General features: G+C 57.5%; 15 protein-coding genes. 4 read left to right on the forward strand and 11 right to left on the reverse strand.

The annotated features are described in order from the left end of the window. The first annotated feature begins 99 nt into the window (after positions 1 to 99). Both IEN85_RS16640 and IEN85_RS16645 read left to right on the forward strand, forming a co-directional pair. Positions 100 to 1,350 (forward strand): glycoside hydrolase family 27 protein, encoded by a 1,251-nt coding sequence (locus IEN85_RS16640; protein WP_191618234.1) that lies wholly within the window; start codon positions 100 to 102, stop codon positions 1,348 to 1,350. Between the two features lie 89 nt (positions 1,351 to 1,439). Then, the gene (locus IEN85_RS16645) at positions 1,440 to 2,282 is read left to right on the forward strand and encodes an AraC family transcriptional regulator (protein ID WP_318186629.1); all 843 of its coding nucleotides are present in this window, start codon (positions 1,440 to 1,442) and stop codon (positions 2,280 to 2,282) included. 320 nt (positions 2,283 to 2,602) lie between these two features. Here the strand turns inward: IEN85_RS16645 and IEN85_RS16650 are convergent, their stop codons facing one another. The 8 genes from IEN85_RS16650 to IEN85_RS16685 form a co-directional block, all read right to left on the reverse strand. Then, a complete protein-coding gene (locus tag IEN85_RS16650) occupies positions 2,603 to 5,431 on the reverse strand; it encodes a TonB-dependent receptor (protein WP_224772688.1) in 2,829 nt (942 codons plus the stop codon). Positions 5,432 to 5,610: 179 nt separating this feature from the next. Next, the gene (locus tag IEN85_RS16655; RefSeq protein WP_191618235.1) at positions 5,611 to 6,663 is read right to left on the reverse strand and encodes a family 43 glycosylhydrolase; all 1,053 of its coding nucleotides are present in this window, start codon (positions 6,661 to 6,663) and stop codon (positions 5,611 to 5,613) included. An 18-nt stretch (positions 6,664 to 6,681) separates the two neighbouring features. Beyond that, positions 6,682 to 7,626 carry a glycoside hydrolase family 43 protein gene (locus tag IEN85_RS16660; protein WP_191618236.1) on the reverse strand — a complete coding sequence of 315 codons (945 nt, stop codon included), beginning with the start codon at positions 7,624 to 7,626 and terminating at the stop codon, positions 6,682 to 6,684. Positions 7,627 to 7,704: 78 nt separating this feature from the next. Next, complete coding sequence (locus IEN85_RS16665) at positions 7,705 to 9,063, reverse strand: MFS transporter (RefSeq protein ID WP_191618237.1); 1,359 nt, start codon at positions 9,061 to 9,063, stop codon at positions 7,705 to 7,707. 264 nt (positions 9,064 to 9,327) lie between these two features. Further along, a complete protein-coding gene (locus IEN85_RS16670) occupies positions 9,328 to 11,505 on the reverse strand; it encodes a serine/threonine-protein kinase (protein WP_191618238.1) in 2,178 nt (725 codons plus the stop codon). Further along, the gene (locus IEN85_RS16675; protein WP_224772689.1) at positions 11,502 to 12,149 is read right to left on the reverse strand and encodes a sigma-70 family RNA polymerase sigma factor; all 648 of its coding nucleotides are present in this window, start codon (positions 12,147 to 12,149) and stop codon (positions 11,502 to 11,504) included. The genes IEN85_RS16670 and IEN85_RS16675 overlap by 4 nt, the downstream gene beginning before the upstream one ends. A 186-nt stretch (positions 12,150 to 12,335) precedes the next feature. After that, a complete protein-coding gene (locus IEN85_RS16680) occupies positions 12,336 to 13,304 on the reverse strand; it encodes a glycoside hydrolase family 43 protein (RefSeq protein ID WP_191618239.1) in 969 nt (322 codons plus the stop codon). An 87-nt stretch (positions 13,305 to 13,391) separates the two neighbouring features. Then, on the reverse strand, positions 13,392 to 14,342 hold the full coding sequence (locus tag IEN85_RS16685) for a glycoside hydrolase family 43 protein (protein WP_191618240.1): 951 nt from the start codon (positions 14,340 to 14,342) through the stop codon (positions 13,392 to 13,394). A 152-nt stretch (positions 14,343 to 14,494) separates the two neighbouring features. Here IEN85_RS16685 and IEN85_RS16690 point away from each other — a divergent pair, with 152 nt between their 5' ends. Next, on the forward strand, positions 14,495 to 15,328 hold the full coding sequence (locus tag IEN85_RS16690; RefSeq protein WP_191618241.1) for an ion transporter: 834 nt from the start codon (positions 14,495 to 14,497) through the stop codon (positions 15,326 to 15,328). A 73-nt stretch (positions 15,329 to 15,401) separates the two neighbouring features. On the opposite strand, the gene IEN85_RS16695 is transcribed toward IEN85_RS16690, so the two are convergent. The 3 genes from IEN85_RS16695 to IEN85_RS16705 all read right to left on the reverse strand — a co-directional run bounded on the left by IEN85_RS16695 (position 15,402) and on the right by IEN85_RS16705 (position 16,457). Continuing rightward, a complete protein-coding gene (locus IEN85_RS16695) occupies positions 15,402 to 15,722 on the reverse strand; it encodes a helix-turn-helix transcriptional regulator (protein WP_224772690.1) in 321 nt (106 codons plus the stop codon). 192 nt (positions 15,723 to 15,914) lie between these two features. Continuing rightward, the gene (locus IEN85_RS16700; RefSeq protein ID WP_191618243.1) at positions 15,915 to 16,259 is read right to left on the reverse strand and encodes a hypothetical protein; all 345 of its coding nucleotides are present in this window, start codon (positions 16,257 to 16,259) and stop codon (positions 15,915 to 15,917) included. Positions 16,260 to 16,271: 12 nt separating this feature from the next. Next, positions 16,272 to 16,457, reverse strand: a complete 186-nt coding sequence (locus tag IEN85_RS16705; RefSeq protein WP_191618244.1) for a hypothetical protein — start codon at positions 16,455 to 16,457, stop codon at positions 16,272 to 16,274. 276 nt (positions 16,458 to 16,733) lie between these two features. On the opposite strand from IEN85_RS16705, the gene IEN85_RS16710 reads away from it, so the two are divergent. Continuing rightward, on the forward strand, positions 16,734 to 17,003 hold the full coding sequence (locus IEN85_RS16710) for a sodium-dependent bicarbonate transport family permease (protein ID WP_191618245.1): 270 nt from the start codon (positions 16,734 to 16,736) through the stop codon (positions 17,001 to 17,003). Positions 17,004 to 17,009 lie beyond the last annotated feature (6 nt).

Here is a 17,009-nt window from a genome sequence, read left to right on the forward strand (position 1 = left end):
CCCGATTCGTCATCCTACAATTCGTATTACAAACAGAGCCCCAATTCTGACGAGTAAGGCCAAGATAACTGCAAGATGATAAAAGCCCGCTTCAAAGTTATGAAAGATACGCCCAATCAAAAAACAAAACCGAAGTTCGCTTCGCTCCGCTCCCTTCTCATCGGCTTCGCCGCCGCCATAGCCTTGGCCACAACTGCTACGGCCCAAAAGTTCGAAGGTCTCGCCCTCACCCCGCCCATGGGCTGGAATTCATGGAACACCTTCGAGTCCAACATCAACGAGCAGCTCGTGCTCGACACCGCCGAGGCCATGAAGGCCAACGGCTTGCTCGACGCCGGCTACGAGTACATCGTCATCGACGACTGCTGGTCGATGCGCGAACGCGACGCCGACGGCAACCTCGTGGCCGACCCGGAGAAATTTCCTTCCGGCATCAAGGCCCTCGCCGACAAGCTGCACGCCATGGGCTTCAAGTTCGGCATCTACGGCGACGCCGGCAAGACCACCTGCGCCGGCTACCCCGGCAGCCAAGGGCACGAGTACCAGGACGCCCGCACCTTTGCCTCCTGGGGCGTCGACTACCTCAAGTACGACTGGTGCGCCACCGGCACCCGCGACGCCCAAGAGGCCTACACTACCATGCGCGACGCTCTTTACGCCGCCGGACGGCCCGTTGTCTTCTCCATCTGCGAATGGGGCCAAAACAAGCCCTGGCTATGGGCCCAAGACGTCGGTCACCTCTGGAGAATGTCCGGCGACATTTACGACTGCTGGGACTGCGAACAAGAATGGTCCCGCGGCGTCAAGGTCATCCTCGACCGTTTCCACAATCTCGATCCAGCCCGGGCTGGATACGACGGACTCGGCCAATTCGCCGGTCCCGGCGGCTGGAACGATCTCGACATGCTGGAGGTCGGCAATCCCGGCCTCACCCTCGCCGAAGCCCGTTCGCACTTCACCCTCTGGTCCATTCTCTGCTCCCCTCTCATGGCGGGCAACGACATGCGCAGCGTCACCCCTGAGATCGTGGAAATCCTTACCAACAAGGACATCATCGCCCTCAATCAAGACCCCGATGGCGTCTCCGGCTGGCGCTACCGCATCGAACCAGGAAAATACGAAACCTTCGTCAAACCGCTCGTAGGGGGGGACTGGGCAGTGGTGGTTCTCAACACCTCGGACGAAACGCAGGAAGTCGAGGTTGAATGGCACCGTATGGATCGCGCCTTCAGCGGGCGCTACGAAATCCGCGATCTCTGGGCCGGCAAGGACCTCGGCGATACGGACACAAACCTCAAAGCAAAGATCGGCAGTCACGACGTCGTCGCCCTCCGACTAAGCAAGAAGTAGCGACAACTCAACGGGTGGGACGGCCGTGGGCACTTCGCTTTGTCGGCAAGCCTCGGTGCCGCGGGCGGCTGCCAAAAACATCGCCAACGGTGCAAAACTTGATACGTCATCCCCAAATGTGGGAAGACGTTTTTGCTAGAGTAGACGGGGGCGCCGACGAGACGCGCCACGACACGAGCTACTACTGGGACAACTCCAAGCGCTCCGAGTCTAACCGCATCAACCTGCAGCGCACCCTCTCCGGAGAGGGATTCTTCGAAAACGAGACCGGTCGCTACTCCCTCCCGGTCGGAACCCTCATCGCCTTCACCCAAAGGGAGAACTCCCGCTACGGCTACCCCGCCACCGCCAGCCGGCCCTACCGACTTCGCTACCTCTCCATCGATCCCAGCGCCACCGCCACCCCGCTGTTCAACCGTATCCGGCGCGACTTCGGTTCCGTGCTCTCCATGCCGGAAGGCACCGAGTCCTGCACCCTCTTCGACGACCTGTTCCACCGCTTCCACGCCCGCAACTTCCTCGACCGCTACCACGAATCGGAACTGGTAACGCGCTTGCTCACCGCCATCTACCGCCAGCAGGTAAGCGACACCCAGCACAGCGATCCGGTAGAGTACGGCTACCACCTGCTGCGCAACCGCTTCACCAGCCCCATCACTCTCAAGGAAGTGGCCGCCACCTGCGGCATCTCCCGCGAACACTTCATTCGCTCCTTTTCCCAACGCTACCAGCAAGCTCCCGGAGCCGTGCTGCGGCAGCTTCGCTTACAACACGCCCGGGGCCTCTTGGAGACAACCCACCTCACCCTGGAGCGCATCGCCAGGGCCAGCGGCTTCTCCTCCTCCAACGTGTTCTGCCGCGCCTTCCGGCAAGCATTCGGCACCACGCCCAGCAAGCACCGGGAAGCCGCAAACCTCAGCGCGAAACGCTAGACCACGAACTTAGAGGATCGCTCGGTAAGCAAGTCGCAACTGGTAGGGCGGTCTGGCCCAGACCGCCGCAACGCAAGATCCGCTCTCCACGGCGGACTGGGCCAGTCCGCCCTACCTTCGATAATTCGCTACGACAAAAATCGCCAAACGCAGCGGGTGTCGCCTCGGGCCCTGTAAAGGCATCCCAAGGTGGGGCCGCCGCGGAGCGGACGTTCCACCATCCGTCCGACGCAATTCCACTGCTTTTGCTGACGAACAAAAAAAAGGCAGGACGCCCCCCCGAGCGTCCTGCCACAGTGTTGTATCGATCAAAATACAAACTAGAAAGAGTAACGTGCACCCACTGAGATGGTGCGGCTGATCAGCCAGTTCCCGAAGTTGTGGGTATCTGGATACTCGTAGTAACTGTGGAACTCTTCGTCCGTGAGGTTCGTCGCGTCGAGCGTCAAGACCATGTTATCCGAGACATTGTAGGAGAACTGCAGGTCCAAGCTCTGCTGAGCGGTGTTGTAGACGCCCAGAGGATTTGCGAACAGACGAGCCTCGTAGTGGTGTAGGAAATCATCTCTCCAAACATAGGACAGACGAGAGCTGAAACGCTCCTTTTCATAAGCGAGCACTACACTGTAAGAGGAATCGGATACAGCGAAGAACGGAGTCGTATCGGTACCAACAATCTCGCCTGCATCGTTGGTGATGGGGATATCCTGAATGGAGTCCAGTGTTGTATAGCTAGCCTGGATACCGAATCCTTCAGCCCAATCGGGAAGGTTTTCGGGAAACCAAACCAAACCGAACTCCATCCCATCCAGCTCACCGTTGGAGGCATTGTCTGGCTGCGAGAGGATGTAGTCGTACCCTTCGAAGGTGACGCGATTCACGAAGTCAATTACAAGGCCATCAATCTCGCGCTTGAAAGCAGTGGCGTATACCATGTTCGCGCCCTTGTCGCCGAAGTAGCGCTCGAGCGAGAGGTCATAATTTTTCGACTCGGTCGGGGCCAGGTTGGGATTACCGCCGGATGCAGTTCCGTATCCAATATTCGTTACGTCTTCAACGTAGGTGATGTTTGGATTCAACGCGCCAAACCCTGGGTAACGTACCGTTTCCCCGTAGCTCGCTCTGAGGCGGAGGTCCGGAGTGATATCGTAGAGAACAACTGCGTTCGGCAGCAATGAATCACCACTGGTAGAAGCGGTCGAGGTGATGAAGTCGAGATCACGATCCACCTCTACGTAGCGAACTCCAAATTGGCCGCTGAGAGCCTGGTCGCCAAAGTCGACCATGAAGTCGGTCTGGAGGTAGGCGGAAAGCGTTTTCTCATCAATTTCGAAGTTTTTGGCGATTGTGATGTCGGAAGATGTCGGGTAACCGTACAAGCCGCGAACCGTATCTCTTTCGGCGCTCAGGTAATCAGCATTGATAACCATTGCAGAGGCAGGAATATCGGTACGCCCGTCATAGTATCCGGAATTAATATACTGCATTTCCGGATAGTTAGCCAACGGCTGGTTCAGATCCGAAACGGCACCACGGTAGTCCGCTTCGGATGCACCACGCATGTCATAACGAAGCCCGAAAGCGATATTCTCGAAGAATCCATCGTTGAGTTCGTAAACGCCGTCGATCTTGAATTCGGTAGCGTCGCCTTCGTCACGGTCCGCGTTGTCGAAGAAGGGACCGATGTTCCAAAGCTCAGCCACGGTGAGGTCGCTCTCGTCGATAGGAGTGTCTGGATTGTCGCCGAAGCTGAAGGCAGGAACGCCGCCACCCGCATTGAAATCTACTGTAATGCTGGGAGGGATACGGTTCGTTTGGATAGCAAGGAAGTCTACCGAAAAATCACTCTTCTGGTGCGAAAGGTCCGCCGTCAGGGAAAGGTTGCTTCCTACCTGCCACTCGCCGGAGAGAGCGTAGAGGTAGCTGTCGGTCTTCTGTTCAGTACGGTCTCCACTCATGAAGGCGAAAGGATTTCCAACCGTACGTTCCTTGATGATATTGGTTCCGGGAATCAGCTCGAAATCGCCTGGATTACCCCACCAGTCCGCAAGGGAGAACATCAGGTTGTTGTTAAAGCTTTCGCGATAACCGTTATAGAACGCTTCGAATGTGTAAGTCGAATTGTCGTCCGGAGCGAACTGCAGGGAGAGATTGGCAGCAGGGCGCTCTCGCTTGCCGTAAAAGTCAGCCGAGAAGACCGCATCACGCGTGAGATAATAGGGAACTTGTTGAGTAGCCCCTCCGCTCACAGGGGTCAAGGGCAAGGTCGCGCCTTCGTTGAAGGGCAAGCCCGCCTCGAGTCCAGGCTGCCACAGCGGATTTTCGACCGCTGACGGGTGCGTGGTGAACAGGCGCTCGAGAGGTGCGAAGGTGAAGTCCGCAGGAGGGTTTTCAGTCACGAAAGGAACCATGGCGCCCGACGTTATGCTCTTGTCCGTCCAATTCGACTCCGCGAAGGACACGTTGAACAAAGCGCCAAACTTGCCTCCGTCCGTTTCCCACACGTTGGAAAACAGGGCGCTTACATTGGGGTCAAATTCGTCCGCGAGCTCGGAGTAAATTCCGCGAGCGGCTATCACCGTCTTCTGACCATCGAAATTGAAGGGGCGCTGCGTGCGCACGTCGATCACACCCGCGATCCCGTGTTCGATCTGGGATGCTGAACGCGTTTTATAAACGTTCACTCGGTTCACCAAGGAAGCGGGAATGTCCGCCAAGGCGACGGAACGGCCGGAAGAGGTGAAAATGTTGCGCCCGTTGACCGTAGTGGTAACGTCGTTGAGACCGCGAATAGTAACCGTGTTCACTTCGCCGCGAGCGCGGTCCGTGGTTTGCACACCTGCTACGCGCTGCAGCGCTTCGACAACGTTGTTGTCCGGGAACTTGCCAATGTCTTCCGCGACAAGAGCGTCGATCATCTGGCGGTTGTTCTTTTTGATCTCAACGCCAGCCGCAAGGCTGTCACGAATACTGTTTTCCACGACAAAAGCGTCGAGTTCGAATACCTTGTCGTCATCTTCTTGAGCGAAAGCCTGGCTGGCTCCACCCGAAATCGCCATGAGCATGGCGAGGGAAAGACCGACGGACTTCTTGCTCTTGGCAGAAAACAGTGGGGCCTTTTCTTCTAGGTTATTAATCTTCGGGGTCATGTTAATATGGTAGTTTTTGGTGTAGCTGATTTAGTCTAAAGAGAACTAAAAGGGCATCAGCAGAGGATATCCTCACTAGCCAATGCGCTGTTATCGTCGCGGACCCGCCAAGAAATTTTTGCGATATGCAATTTTTACTATATCCCTAAATCACTGCCCTGGCGAGCGGGCGGCAAACATTACGGAACGTCCAGGGAAGCGAGCTCCGGCCAGCCGTCTTCCGTCCAGCTGAGAGCCTCTATGTGGAGCTTGGGCAGCCCACGCTTGGTTTCCCCGTCGTAGCCATGAAAAATGGCGTATTCTTCGCCATCGATATTGGAAATTCCGTTATGCCCGACACCATGCCAGCGAGCATCGCCTCGCTTGAGAAGGGTGCCTCCCCCCTCAAGCATCGAGCGGCCTTCCCGGTCTAGGTAAGGACCGCGAATGTCCTTCGAGCGGCCGTAGATCATCTTGTAGGTGCTGTTCTTGCCGCGGCAGCAAAAGTCGACGGAAGCGAAAAGATAGTAGTACGCTCCCTTGCGGTAGATGAACGGGCCTTCGATCGCGTCGTTCCCTTCCTGCAAGACCGGAGCGTCACCGACTTCCGAATCCACCCACTGATAACGACGGCTGGCGATAGAAACCGGACTCCCTGCCTCCTGCTTGAGAGCCGAAAGGTCGTCGGTCAAGGGAGCGAGCTTCAAGCCGCTCCAGAACGAGCCAAAGGCTAGGTAAGGCTGTCCCTCTTCGTCGAAAACCAAGTTCGGATCGATAGCGTTCCAATCCTGCAAGCCGGGCTCCGAACGAACGACTACGCCGTGGTCCTTCCACTCGAAATCTGGGCTGCTGGAGTCCAGAGTAGCATTGCTGGCCAAGCCGATGCAGGAGTCGTTCGAGCCGAAAGTGGAAACTGAATAGTAGAGCAGGTAACGCCCCTCGTGGTAACTGATGTCCGGAGCCCACATGTGTCCGTTAAAGCCGGGTACCGTCTCCTTAGCCCAAGCGGGAACCGGATCGAAAACCGGAGCTTGCATGGTCCAGAGCTCCATGTCTTGCGAGCTCCAAACAGAGACGCCCGGGCCAGTGGTAAACAGGTAGTAGGTATCCGCCTCCTTGATAAGGACCGGATCATGGGCCACCACATCTTCTCGGGGCACATCGACCTTGTTCGATACGACTGCTGGCTCGTCAGCCTGAACTGCGGCAATCACGCTCAGCCCGACTGCCCAACAAATAATCTTTCCCTTCATGCTCATTTCCTCCCTTGGCTAGGAACCTGGCGTATCGAAAATTGGCATACCGTCCGCTCCCCATTGGAGCTCTTTCACAAAGGTGTGCCGGTTCGGATCCCACAATGGGTCTCCTTCGATCTCCGTGTATTCTCTTGCGTGATACACGAGCAGGTCCTTCTGACCGTCTTCCGATACGGTAAAGCTGTTATGTCCCGGCCCAAAATGCTTAAGCTCGGGCCTCGACCCCAAGACCGGCTCCTTGCTCTTGGTCCAGCTGCTAGGATCGAGAAGATCGCTATCCTGGTCCGCGTACAACAGGCCCATCGCATAGTTTTCGTCCGTCGCGCTAGCCGAGTAGGACAAAAAGACCTTTCCGTTCCGCTTTAGAATAGAGGGGCCTTCATTGACCCAGAACCCTCGAATTTCCCACTCAAATTCGGGAATGCTCAAGCGCGCCGGCTTCGTTTGAAGCTGCAAGGGCGTATCCATTTTTGCGATATAGAGATTCGAATTTCCTTCGATTCCTATTTCTTTCTGGGCCCAGACATAAAAGAGATCGTCTCCATGCTCGAAGACGGTCGCATCGAGACAAAACGTATCGATCCCCGTGTCGATTTGCACCGGCTCCGACCACTCCCCTTCCAGCGGGTTCGCGGCATCCGTATGAATCGCATACATCCGATGCTGAAAAAGGTCGTATTTGATTTCTCGAGACGGCGCTGCCGCGAAGTAGATATACCACGCCCCGCGAACATAGTGAATCTCCGGAGCCCAGATTAGGTCCGAAAACGGACCTTCATCCGGCTTCCGCCAAACCGTCACCCGCTCCGCATCCGCCAAGCCCGCAATCGTCTTGGAACGACGCAGCTCCAGCCGGTCGTACTCGGGAACCGAAGCCGAAAAATAGTAGTACCCATCGGCAGCCTTTAAAATATGCGGATCCGCTCTTTGCTCTATCAAGGGAGTGGGTCGTTCATTCATAATCAAAAAAATCTATAGTCATCGAAACAAGGGCCATCGCTCGCAGTCGCTCCCCTATCCATTTTGTCGATACAGTCGCTAGGACTGAACCTCGGCCGGTTTCAAGATCCCGCTGTCGTCCACCATCTCGTGATAGTACTTATCGGTGATCTTATACTTGAACATCATCACTCCAAGCAGAGCGTGGAAGCCCCCAGGAATGACCGTCAGCATCAAGGCGATACCGTTGAGAGTGTAGGCCGTTTGCTGCACGTCCTTCTCGTAGTTGAAATAGCTGAGCAAGAGCCCGCCAACCAAACCGGCCAAGCCGCCCCCCGCCTTTTGGCAAAAGGAGATCCCTCCGAAGGCCAAGCCCGAGACGCGCTCACCGTTCTTGACCTGACCGTAGTCGACCGCCTCAGCGATAGCGGACCAGAAAACCGGAGCATGCAAGTCGACCACGAAGCAAAGGAGGATGTAGAGAGCAAAGGCCAAAACAATATCGTTCGGCGTAACGAAGACATACAGGGCCAAGCTGACCACCCCGGTCAAAATTTGAGACCACCGAAAAAGAGCGATCTTGCAATAGCGCTTGGTGATCCAAGTGGAGGCCACCATCGAGGCGATCGAAGCCGCTATGCCCGAACTCGTGAACGCCGAGATAACCACTTCGTCTCCATTGAGAAAATACTTCGCGTAGTACATCGCCACGCTGCCGCGAATCGCATATCCGAGCGTTCCTACAATGCAGGCTCCCGCTAGCACCAGCCATTGGTCGTTTTTCAAGAGCAATGAGATCTGCCTTCCGATCGGACGACGATCCGCCACGTACTCCACTCGCTCCCGCGTAGTAAAGAAGCAAAACAGCAATAGGAGAACGCCAAGTCCTGACATCAGACCCATCGCCAGCTGGTAACCTTTTCCGAGATCGTCCCCTCCCCAAGCTTTCGCCAGGATCGGTACCGACGCCACGATCACCACATTCGCGATCTTGGCAAAAAACATGCGATAGCCATTGGCCGAAAGACGCTCCTGCGGATCCGAGGTCAGCACTCCAATGTAGGAAATGTATGGGATGGCGACCCCCGTGAACATCAGGGTAGCCAGCAGATAGGTCGCGTAAGCCCAAACCAGCTTGGCTGCGTAGTCCCAATCCGGAGTAGTGAAAAGCAGGACCATGGAAACACCATAGGGCACCGCAAGGTAAAGGAAGTAAGGCCGGAAACGTCCCATGCGGGTCGTTACCTTGTCGGTGATCAAGCCCATCATCGGATCCGTAAACGCATCCACTAAGCGGGCCACCATGAACAAGATCCCCATATGCACCGGATCTAGCCCAAAGATGTCCGTGTAGAAGAAGGACATGAAGAAGAACAGAGCGGCGACCATCACGTTGATGGACATGTCGCCCGCTCCGAAACCGACCTTTTCCAAGACTGTGAGCTTCTTGGTATTCATAGGGCGAAAAGAGAAGCCTCCTCGGAAGCGATAAACTGAATTGAGGGCATAGTTGACGGGGTTTGAAAGCTTAAGCCCCGCCGCTGCGCAAACCGCAGCCAGACCGAGCTACCCCTATATGCGCCCCACCGAAGTCAAACCCGCCAAAAAAGTGGCAACAATCAACACGCCATCACGGACCCTTCGCAAATGGAGGGACGAGCTCCACCTCGTCCGTGCTGCAGGATCCCCCCTTTCGCGACACAAGGTCGCTTACACAAGAACCTACTCCATTCCTAAAAGCCGGGACGCTTCCCGCATGATCACCCGCGCGAAGGCCCAGTCGAACCAGAACCCTTGCACCGGGTTGCCGGGGTCGATATTCGTCAAATACTTGCTCTCCACCAACCGAGCAGCCGCCCGGTAGGCAGACTCCGCCTCCTCCGTCCGCCCCATCTGGTACGATGCCATGGCCAATACGAAGCCAGCCGCCGCGTCGCGAGGCGCGTTCGGGGCGCCGTACGCGAAACAGCGTTTCGCGTAGGTAGCCGCTTCCGCATAATTGGCTCGCCGATACTCGAAAAGCGCATGGGACATGGACCGCCACGCTGCCTGGAAGTTGTCGCCCGAAGTCTCTGCAGCGTGTATTGAGGCCTTCGACGCTTCCGCAAAGGGCTCCAGTTGCCGCAGCATCTCCCCGTTGGCCGAAACCAGGAGACTGATCTTCACGATGCGGTCCGCGAAAGGCATATCCACGCCGGAAAAGCGTTCTACCGCCTCGCGTCGGAAACGGTCGTACTCGTCCAAATCCCCCAGCTCGATGAGCACCGGCCCCAATTCCAGGTAATCCAAACTGGAGACGTCCGCCCCCTCCAGCTGGTTCACCTTCAGCAAGGTCTTGAAGCGCTCGGCCGCCAAACGCCAACGACCGTTGATGGCATGCCACTCGCCCAAGGCTCGGAAAACGGCCGCCCCTTCCATAGTCGCCTCGTTGAGCTCTACGCCCCCCAACAGCACGTCCGCTTCAGCGTACTCTTCTCGGCTCACCAACATCGCCGCCTCCGTCAACTGCCCACGAAATTCCGCTTCCAGGCGCAAGCGAGCCTGCTGCTGCTCCGCTGCCTCCGCCCGCTGGCGGGCCTCCCGCTCGCGGATGAGCAACCAAGTGGAAAGCCCCAGTCCAAAAATCAAGGTCAAGGCAACCGCCGTGGAGGCCAGCACCATGCTGCGGTTTCGCTTCACCATCTTGCGGTAGCGATAGAAAAATCCCGGCGAGTGGGCCGCCACCGGCTCGTCCGCCAAGTACCGCTTGATCTCAGTCGCCAGGGCATCCGCCGTTTCGTAGCGGCGGCGACGATCCTTCGACATCGCCTTCATCACGATACAGTCAAGATCGCCCTTAAGTCGCGAAACCAAACTCTTAGGCGTCTTGTTCAAAGACTCCGCAATCGTATTCACCTTCTCACTACTTAGGCTCAGGATGCGAGCCGAAGGGAGCGGCGGATCTTCCTTGCCCACGATGCGACGCAAATCCGCGATGCCCACGTTGGCCAAGCGATCCTGGTCGAAGGGCTGCACATCGGTCAGCAGCTCATAAAGCAAGACGCCCAGACTGTAGACGTCGCTGCGCGTATCCACATCCAAACCTCCCAGCTGCACCTGCTCGGGGCTCATGTAGGACGGCGTGCCGAGCACCTGCTTATCCGGGCCGGAGAAAAGCATCATCTCGCTGAACCCCGCCTCGGTCGCGCGGGCGATTCCAAAGTCGATTACCCGCGGCACCGCCCCGCCGTCGTGCTCGCTGACAATGATGTTGGACGGCTTGATGTCGCCATGGATGATGCCCTTCTGGTGCGCGTGCTGAATGGCGTGGCACACCTGCATGAAGAGCTTGAGCCGATCGATGATACCTAGGCGATGGGCGCGACAGTAGTCGGTCAACGCCTCGCCTCGCACGTGCTCCATCACAAAGTACGGCGAGCCGCCCGCGGTCTCGCCCGCATCGAAAACGCGAGCGATATTCGGATGATCCATCATGGCCAGAGCCTGACGCTCCGCTTCGAATCGGGAGATCACTCGCTCCGTTTCCATGCCGAGACGGATGATCTTCAAGGCCACCGCCCGGCGCACGGGCTCTTCCTGCTCGGCTAAGTAAACCACACCGCAGCCGCCGTCGCCCAAGCGCTGCAAAAGCCGGTAGCGGCCGATCTTGACCCCTACTTCCTCCTCCTCGTCCGGGTCCTTGCGCAGCTTTTCCGCGACTTCCTCGGAATTGATAGCGCGAGCGCTCTCTGCGAAGAAATCGTCCACCTCATCGGTGGTTTCCAGCATCGACTTCAAGCGGCGCAACATACCCGGATCGTCCGAGCATTCCGTCTCCAAATACTCACTACGCTCCTGAGCGTCCGCAATGGCGCGGGCGGCATCAAAGATCTCTTCTTCGCGAGCGGTTTCGGAACTCATAGAGGCTGGTTTTGCTGCTGCTTGATGGTATCGAGAAGCCATGCCTTGGCAAAGGCCCAACGCCGTTCCACCGTGCGTTCGCTGATACGCAACATGTCCGCCACCTCAGCGTTAGTATGGCTCATGAAAAACTTGAGCACGACCACGCGGGCCTGCTCCGGATCCTTTTGCTTCAGCTTTTCCAGAGCCTCGTCGATCATCAGCACTTTCTCTTCCGGCGTCGCCGTAGCCACGTCGATGCTGGCCAAGTCGACTCGCACCATGTCGCCGCCTCGCTTGAGGCGAGCTTTCTTGCGGGCGCTTTCAATGAGAATGCGCCGCATGGCTTCGGCTGCCGCCCCGAAAAAGTGGGCCCGGCTTTCCCAACGGATTCCCCCCTTGCCCACAACCCGCAGCCAAGCTTCGTGCACCAGAGCGGTCGGCTGCAAGGTGTGCAAGGACGACTCGCGCGCCATGCGTACGCCCGCATGCTGGCGCAGCTCGTCATAGACCAAGGGCAGCAGCTCTTCGGACGCCCGCTCGTCCCCTGCCTCGATCGCCTGCAGGCAAACCGTAAGATCTGCCATGTTGGCGCCCGACCATTGGGGCTTATCTGGCTCGCTCGGTTCCGCGGTCATGTCTTCAGGGGTATCGTTTACGCTCATCGAAAAACCCTTTCCCCCCTTCAAATGGGGCAAGATAGAAATCGGCTCCTCGTAACTGTTCCCCACGCTAGATGCGTTTCTCACGATATCAAACATTTGCAACGATCTCCCGATAAATGGCTTCGATCCGGGCGAAGGAGAAGTCACCGCGAATCCCGCAAGCCCTTCGCCCCCGCTCCCCACTCCTCACTCGATCCGCGGCACGCTGGTTTCCGTGCGAACCACTTTCTTTATCAAGCCGTCCGCGTCGTACTCCAGCTTGTCGACGCACACCGAGCGACGGTATACTCCCCCGCCGGGCAGCTGGGCGTTGTGGTAGATGAAGTACCAATTGCCCTTGAACTCGACGATCCCCTGGTGGTTCGTTTCGGACTTAGGCAGCAGGTCGTTGATCACGCCGCGATAGGTCCAAGGCCCCGTGACGCTGTCGCTGGTGGAGTACTCGGTGGTCGAAGGATAGTGAGACGCGTAAGTCAGGTAATAGGTGTCGCCCCGTTTGTGGATGAAAGGCGCCTCGAAGAAATTGTGAGCTTCCAAGGTGTGAACCTCCCCTTCCAGTTCCACCATGTTGTCCTTCAGCTTCACCCAACGACCGGCATTCCAGGAGCCCCAGTACATATAAGCCTGGCCGTCGTCATCCACGTAGACCGCCGGGTCGATGTTGAGCACGACCGAATTCGGCGTCTCGTCGGTGATGAGCGGCCCGCCGATCGCGTCGCGAAAGGGGCCGGTCGGACTGTCGCTCACGGCGACCCCGATGGCGAACCCTTCGTGCACGCGGATGTCTTTGTGGCGGATGGAGACGTACCAATAGAACTTGCCGTCGCGCTCCGTGACATGGCTGGCAAAGGCGTCGCCCTGCGCCCACTCGAAGTCGTCCACCGAGAGCAAGGGTCCATGCTTCTGGTAGTCCACCATGTTTGTAGTGGAAAAAGCATACCAGTCGTGCATCTTGAAGAAACGGTCGGTCTCGTTCTGGATGTCGTGCCCGGTGTAGATATAAAGCGTGTCGTCGTGCGCCAGAGGCGACGGGTCAGCCGTGAACATGTCCGTCACGATGGGGTTGCCACGGTATTGGGCGGGCTCGGCCATAGCAGCCGCGCAAACGCTGAGGCCGAGAGCCATGGAAAGGGTATTTTTCAGTTTCAGGGTCATTGTAGTCTTAATCTGTATACGTATTTAAATTTGCTTCCTCCTCAACAGGGAGCGGATCTCTCGCGAGAACCGAATCCCGTATCACTTTCACTCGACCGCTGGCACGCCCTCGATCGTTGGCACGATGCGCTGCAGCGTTCCGTCCTCGTTGTAGCGCAACTCGTCGATGCAGACCGACCGACGGAAGCTCCCGCCGGTGAGCAATCCTCCGTTGTGGTAGATGAAGTAGTCGCGCCCCTTGAATTCGATGATGGACTGGTGGTTGGTATTGCAGTTGCCGGCCAAGCCCTTGAAGACGCCGCGGTACTCCCAGGGGCCGGTAATGCTCTTGGAGGTCGCGTAAGCCGTACGCTCTGGAAAGCCCCACGCGTAAGTGAGGTAGTAAAGGTCTCCCTTCTTGTGGATCCAAGGCGCCTCGGTGAAGTGCGGCAGCTCGATCTGGTGAATCTCACCGTCCAGCTCGATCATGTTGTCCTTGAGCTTCGCCCAGTAGAGATTGGTGTTGCCCCAGAAAAGGTAGGCTTGCCCGTCGTCGTCGATGAAGGCAGCCGGGTCGATGTCGTCCCAGGTGACGCGGCGCCCCTCGGGATTGATCGGGTCCGGAGTCATGTCGCTGGAAATCAAGGGACCTCCCAAAGGGTCGCTGAAAGGCCCGGTCGGACTGTCGGCCGTGGCCACGCCCACCGCGAAGCCGAGCCCTTCGCCCCGCCACACGGAGACATACCAGAAAAACGTGCCGTCGCGCTCGATGGTGTGGGCCGCCCAAGCGTTGGCCTTGGCCCAAGGAAAGTCTTCCAGCGAGAGCAGCGATCCCTCCGGCTTCCAGTTAACCATGTCGGTCGAGGAAAAGCAGAGCCAATCGTCCATCACGTAGCCAGGCTTGTCGGGCAAGGCTTCGTCGTGCCCGGTGTAGAGGTACACCGTGTCGCCATGAACCAAGGCAGCCGGATCCGCGGTGAATACATCCGTGATGATCGGGTTGTCGGCATGAGCCGAGACAGCAGCCGCCAGCGCGGCAAAAAGGGTAAGGGTCTTCATACCCTATACCATGCGCCCCCCAAGCCCGGAACCCGCCAATCTTCTTTGAGTTCCCTGCCGCTTATCCGCCCCCAATCGACGCAAACCTGCTAAACTCATTGACTTGCACGAATTTATTTTCGTGCTTCTCTCGTCCCTTTCTCAACGAAAACATGAGCGAATCCGACTTGATCAACCTCCTCTCCCGCAAGGGAGTCTCTCCTTGGCGAGCCCGCTTGGCCCGCTGGATCGAATCGCCGCGTATCCAGTGGACCACCACAGCGATCATCCTCTTCAACGCGATCCTCATGGGCATGGAAACCAGCCCGTCCATCATGGCCGACTTCGGCGGCGCCTTGAAGCTGCTGGACAAGTTTTGCCTCGCCTACTTCGTCCTGGAAATCGCCCTCAAGCTCAGCATCTACCGCCTCAGTTTCTGGCGCAACGGATGGAACTGCTTCGACTTCGCGGTGGTGGCCATCGCCCTCATGCCGGGCGCCGGCATCTGGGGCGTGCTCCGCTCCCTTCGCGTGCTGCGGGTCCTGCGACTGCTCACCGTCATCCCCCAGCTACGCAAGGTGGTCGCCGCTTTCATGCACGCCATCCCGGGACTGGCAGGCGTCATCGCTCTCATGAGCATTTTCTACTACACCTTCGGCGTGCTCGTAACCACGCTCTTCGCCGAAGCCTTCCCCGAGTGGTTCGGATCGCTCGGCAAGAGCTTCTACACCCTCTTCCAAATCATGACCCTCGAGAGCTGGTCCATGGGTATCGTGCGTCCCGTGATGGAAGCCTTCCCGTGGGCTTGGGCCATCTTCATCCCCTTCATCGTGGTGGCGACCTTCACCATCCTCAACCTCTTCATCGGCATCATCGTCTCCACCATGCAGGAGCTAGCCTCCCTCGCCGAGCCAGAGCCCAAAGGCAACGCCGACCTCGTCGCCACCCTAGAGCGCATGGAAAAGGACCTCGCGACCCTCAAAGCCAAACTCAAAAAAGACGCCTAGGGCAAAAATAGCACAACCTTATGTTTTATTTGCGCAGCCCCGCTTCTCCGACCCGGGAAGCGCCGCGGGAGTGCTAATCCTTGTGCACGAAGTCCAGCAGGTCACCCACGGTGCGATGCGACTCGATGGCATGGCGGAGCTTGACCCGACGGTTGATCTTGTAGCGGTTGCGGCGGCCTTCCTTGAAACGAGTGATGATACCGGCCGCCTCTAGGTCGGCAACGATCTTCTGCACGGCCCGCTCCGTTATGCCGACCTCGACCGCGACGTCGCGCAAGACCTTGTCGTCCGACATGTCGATGCAGAGCAGGACGTGGGCATGGTTGGAAAAAAACGTCCAGTGTGATTGTTCCTTGGCAGGCGCTGCTGCCGCTTTCTTGGTTTGAATTGCCATATGCATCAGGGCGTTTGGTTGGGAAGCGAATTACTCCGACCTCTCGTTCATGTATCTGGATTCGTATACTTGGTTTCGCGGTTGGCAAACCCTAGTTTTCATAGGCGAGTCGGGCTAGGAGCCCCCTCCGGAAACGGAAAAGCTGCCGCCCCCGCCCCTAGCGGTGACGACAGCCCCTCCTCTTCTGTTGAGCTAGGTCCGTTTCTTAGCTCGCAAAGCTCTGGCCCGACGGCGCAGCTGGCGCCCCGCGACCTCTAGCGTTTCGGCGATCACCGCCGAGAGCCGCTGTCCCCGCTTGACCACGATCTTGTCGTAGCCGGGCAGCACCAGTCGGGCGGTGGTAGCATATTCGGCCGTCGCCTTGCCGGTTTCGCTGCGACGGATGCTGAGCTTCAAGCCCAGCAACTGGCTATGTCGCCTGAACAAGGCTCCTGCCTTGTCCACGAGAGTCTTCCGGTAGCCCGCATGCAAACGCATGTCTACCGTTTCGATTTGGATGGGAGCCTTGGTTCCCACGTCCATGCAAAGTATGCTCATCTTCGCCCCCTCCTAATTGAACAAGCGAAAGCGAGTCCCGCTTGGCCGAGTCGCGATGTTGGTGAGACGGCTGCCATCGGTCTTCCAGACCCGCTTGGCCAACCCCGACGACGAAACGCGCTTCTCGCGCTTCGGACGCTCTTGGGACCACAGATTGGTAATCCTCTCAAGCGTGTTATCAATGATGCTAGTTCTCATCGTTCGTGTGTCCTTCTATTTTATACGTTAACCTATACACGAATTTATTTTCGCATTTTAAATCTACAGTCAAGTATTAAGACATTTTTTTCGCGAATTATTTTTCGCATTTAGAGAGCTAAGAGAGCGTGACACGCAAAGCAAATGGACCACACCACCCTCTAGGCTAACTTGTTCTCTCCTCTGGTCGTCGCCTTCGGGGCTGGAGTCATGGCCGTCTTCGCCAGAAGCAACCTGAAGATCCCCGAACAGGTCTACTAAGGCCTTGCGGTATACTTGCTCTTGCCCATCGGATTCAAAGGCGGCGCCTCGATCGCAGAAACCAGTTTCCTCACAGTCGCTCCTGTGGCGCTCGGGGCAATCGCTCTCGGAGCCTTCTTGAGCATAGCAGCATTCTACGTATCCAAAGAACTGATTTTCAAATCGGCTTCCGACGCCGCTGCCGCTCGTATCGCGCTGCCGGAAGCCAATCCTGCTTACTGCTTATTCACGAGCTTGGGAATCACCTTCCCATTCAACCTGGCAATCGGCATCCCGCTCTACTAACTGATG

This window comes from Pelagicoccus enzymogenes (assembly GCF_014803405.1).
In the GTDB taxonomy this organism is placed as follows: domain Bacteria; phylum Verrucomicrobiota; class Verrucomicrobiia; order Opitutales; family Opitutaceae; genus Pelagicoccus; species Pelagicoccus enzymogenes.

Bases quoted from the DNA above. Each gene is read 5' to 3' on its own strand.
- IEN85_RS16640 (WP_191618234.1), top strand. From the start codon at position 100: ATGAAAGATACGCCCAATCAAAAAACAAAACCGAAGTTCGCTTCGCTC.
- IEN85_RS16650 (WP_224772688.1), bottom strand. From the start codon at position 5,431: ATGACCCCGAAGATTAATAACCTAGAAGAAAAGGCCCCACTGTTTTCT.
- IEN85_RS16655 (WP_191618235.1), bottom strand. From the start codon at position 6,663: ATGAAGGGAAAGATTATTTGTTGGGCAGTCGGGCTGAGCGTGATTGCC.
- IEN85_RS16660 (WP_191618236.1), bottom strand. From the start codon at position 7,626: ATGAATGAACGACCCACTCCCTTGATAGAGCAAAGAGCGGATCCGCAT.
- IEN85_RS16665 (WP_191618237.1), bottom strand. From the start codon at position 9,063: ATGAATACCAAGAAGCTCACAGTCTTGGAAAAGGTCGGTTTCGGAGCG.
- IEN85_RS16670 (WP_191618238.1), bottom strand. From the start codon at position 11,505: ATGAGTTCCGAAACCGCTCGCGAAGAAGAGATCTTTGATGCCGCCCGC.
- IEN85_RS16675 (WP_224772689.1), bottom strand. From the start codon at position 12,149: ATGAGCGTAAACGATACCCCTGAAGACATGACCGCGGAACCGAGCGAG.
- IEN85_RS16680 (WP_191618239.1), bottom strand. From the start codon at position 13,304: ATGACCCTGAAACTGAAAAATACCCTTTCCATGGCTCTCGGCCTCAGC.
- IEN85_RS16685 (WP_191618240.1), bottom strand. From the start codon at position 14,342: ATGAAGACCCTTACCCTTTTTGCCGCGCTGGCGGCTGCTGTCTCGGCT.
- IEN85_RS16690 (WP_191618241.1), top strand. From the start codon at position 14,495: ATGAGCGAATCCGACTTGATCAACCTCCTCTCCCGCAAGGGAGTCTCT.
- IEN85_RS16695 (WP_224772690.1), bottom strand. From the start codon at position 15,722: ATGGCAATTCAAACCAAGAAAGCGGCAGCAGCGCCTGCCAAGGAACAA.
- IEN85_RS16700 (WP_191618243.1), bottom strand. From the start codon at position 16,259: ATGAGCATACTTTGCATGGACGTGGGAACCAAGGCTCCCATCCAAATC.
- IEN85_RS16705 (WP_191618244.1), bottom strand. From the start codon at position 16,457: ATGAGAACTAGCATCATTGATAACACGCTTGAGAGGATTACCAATCTG.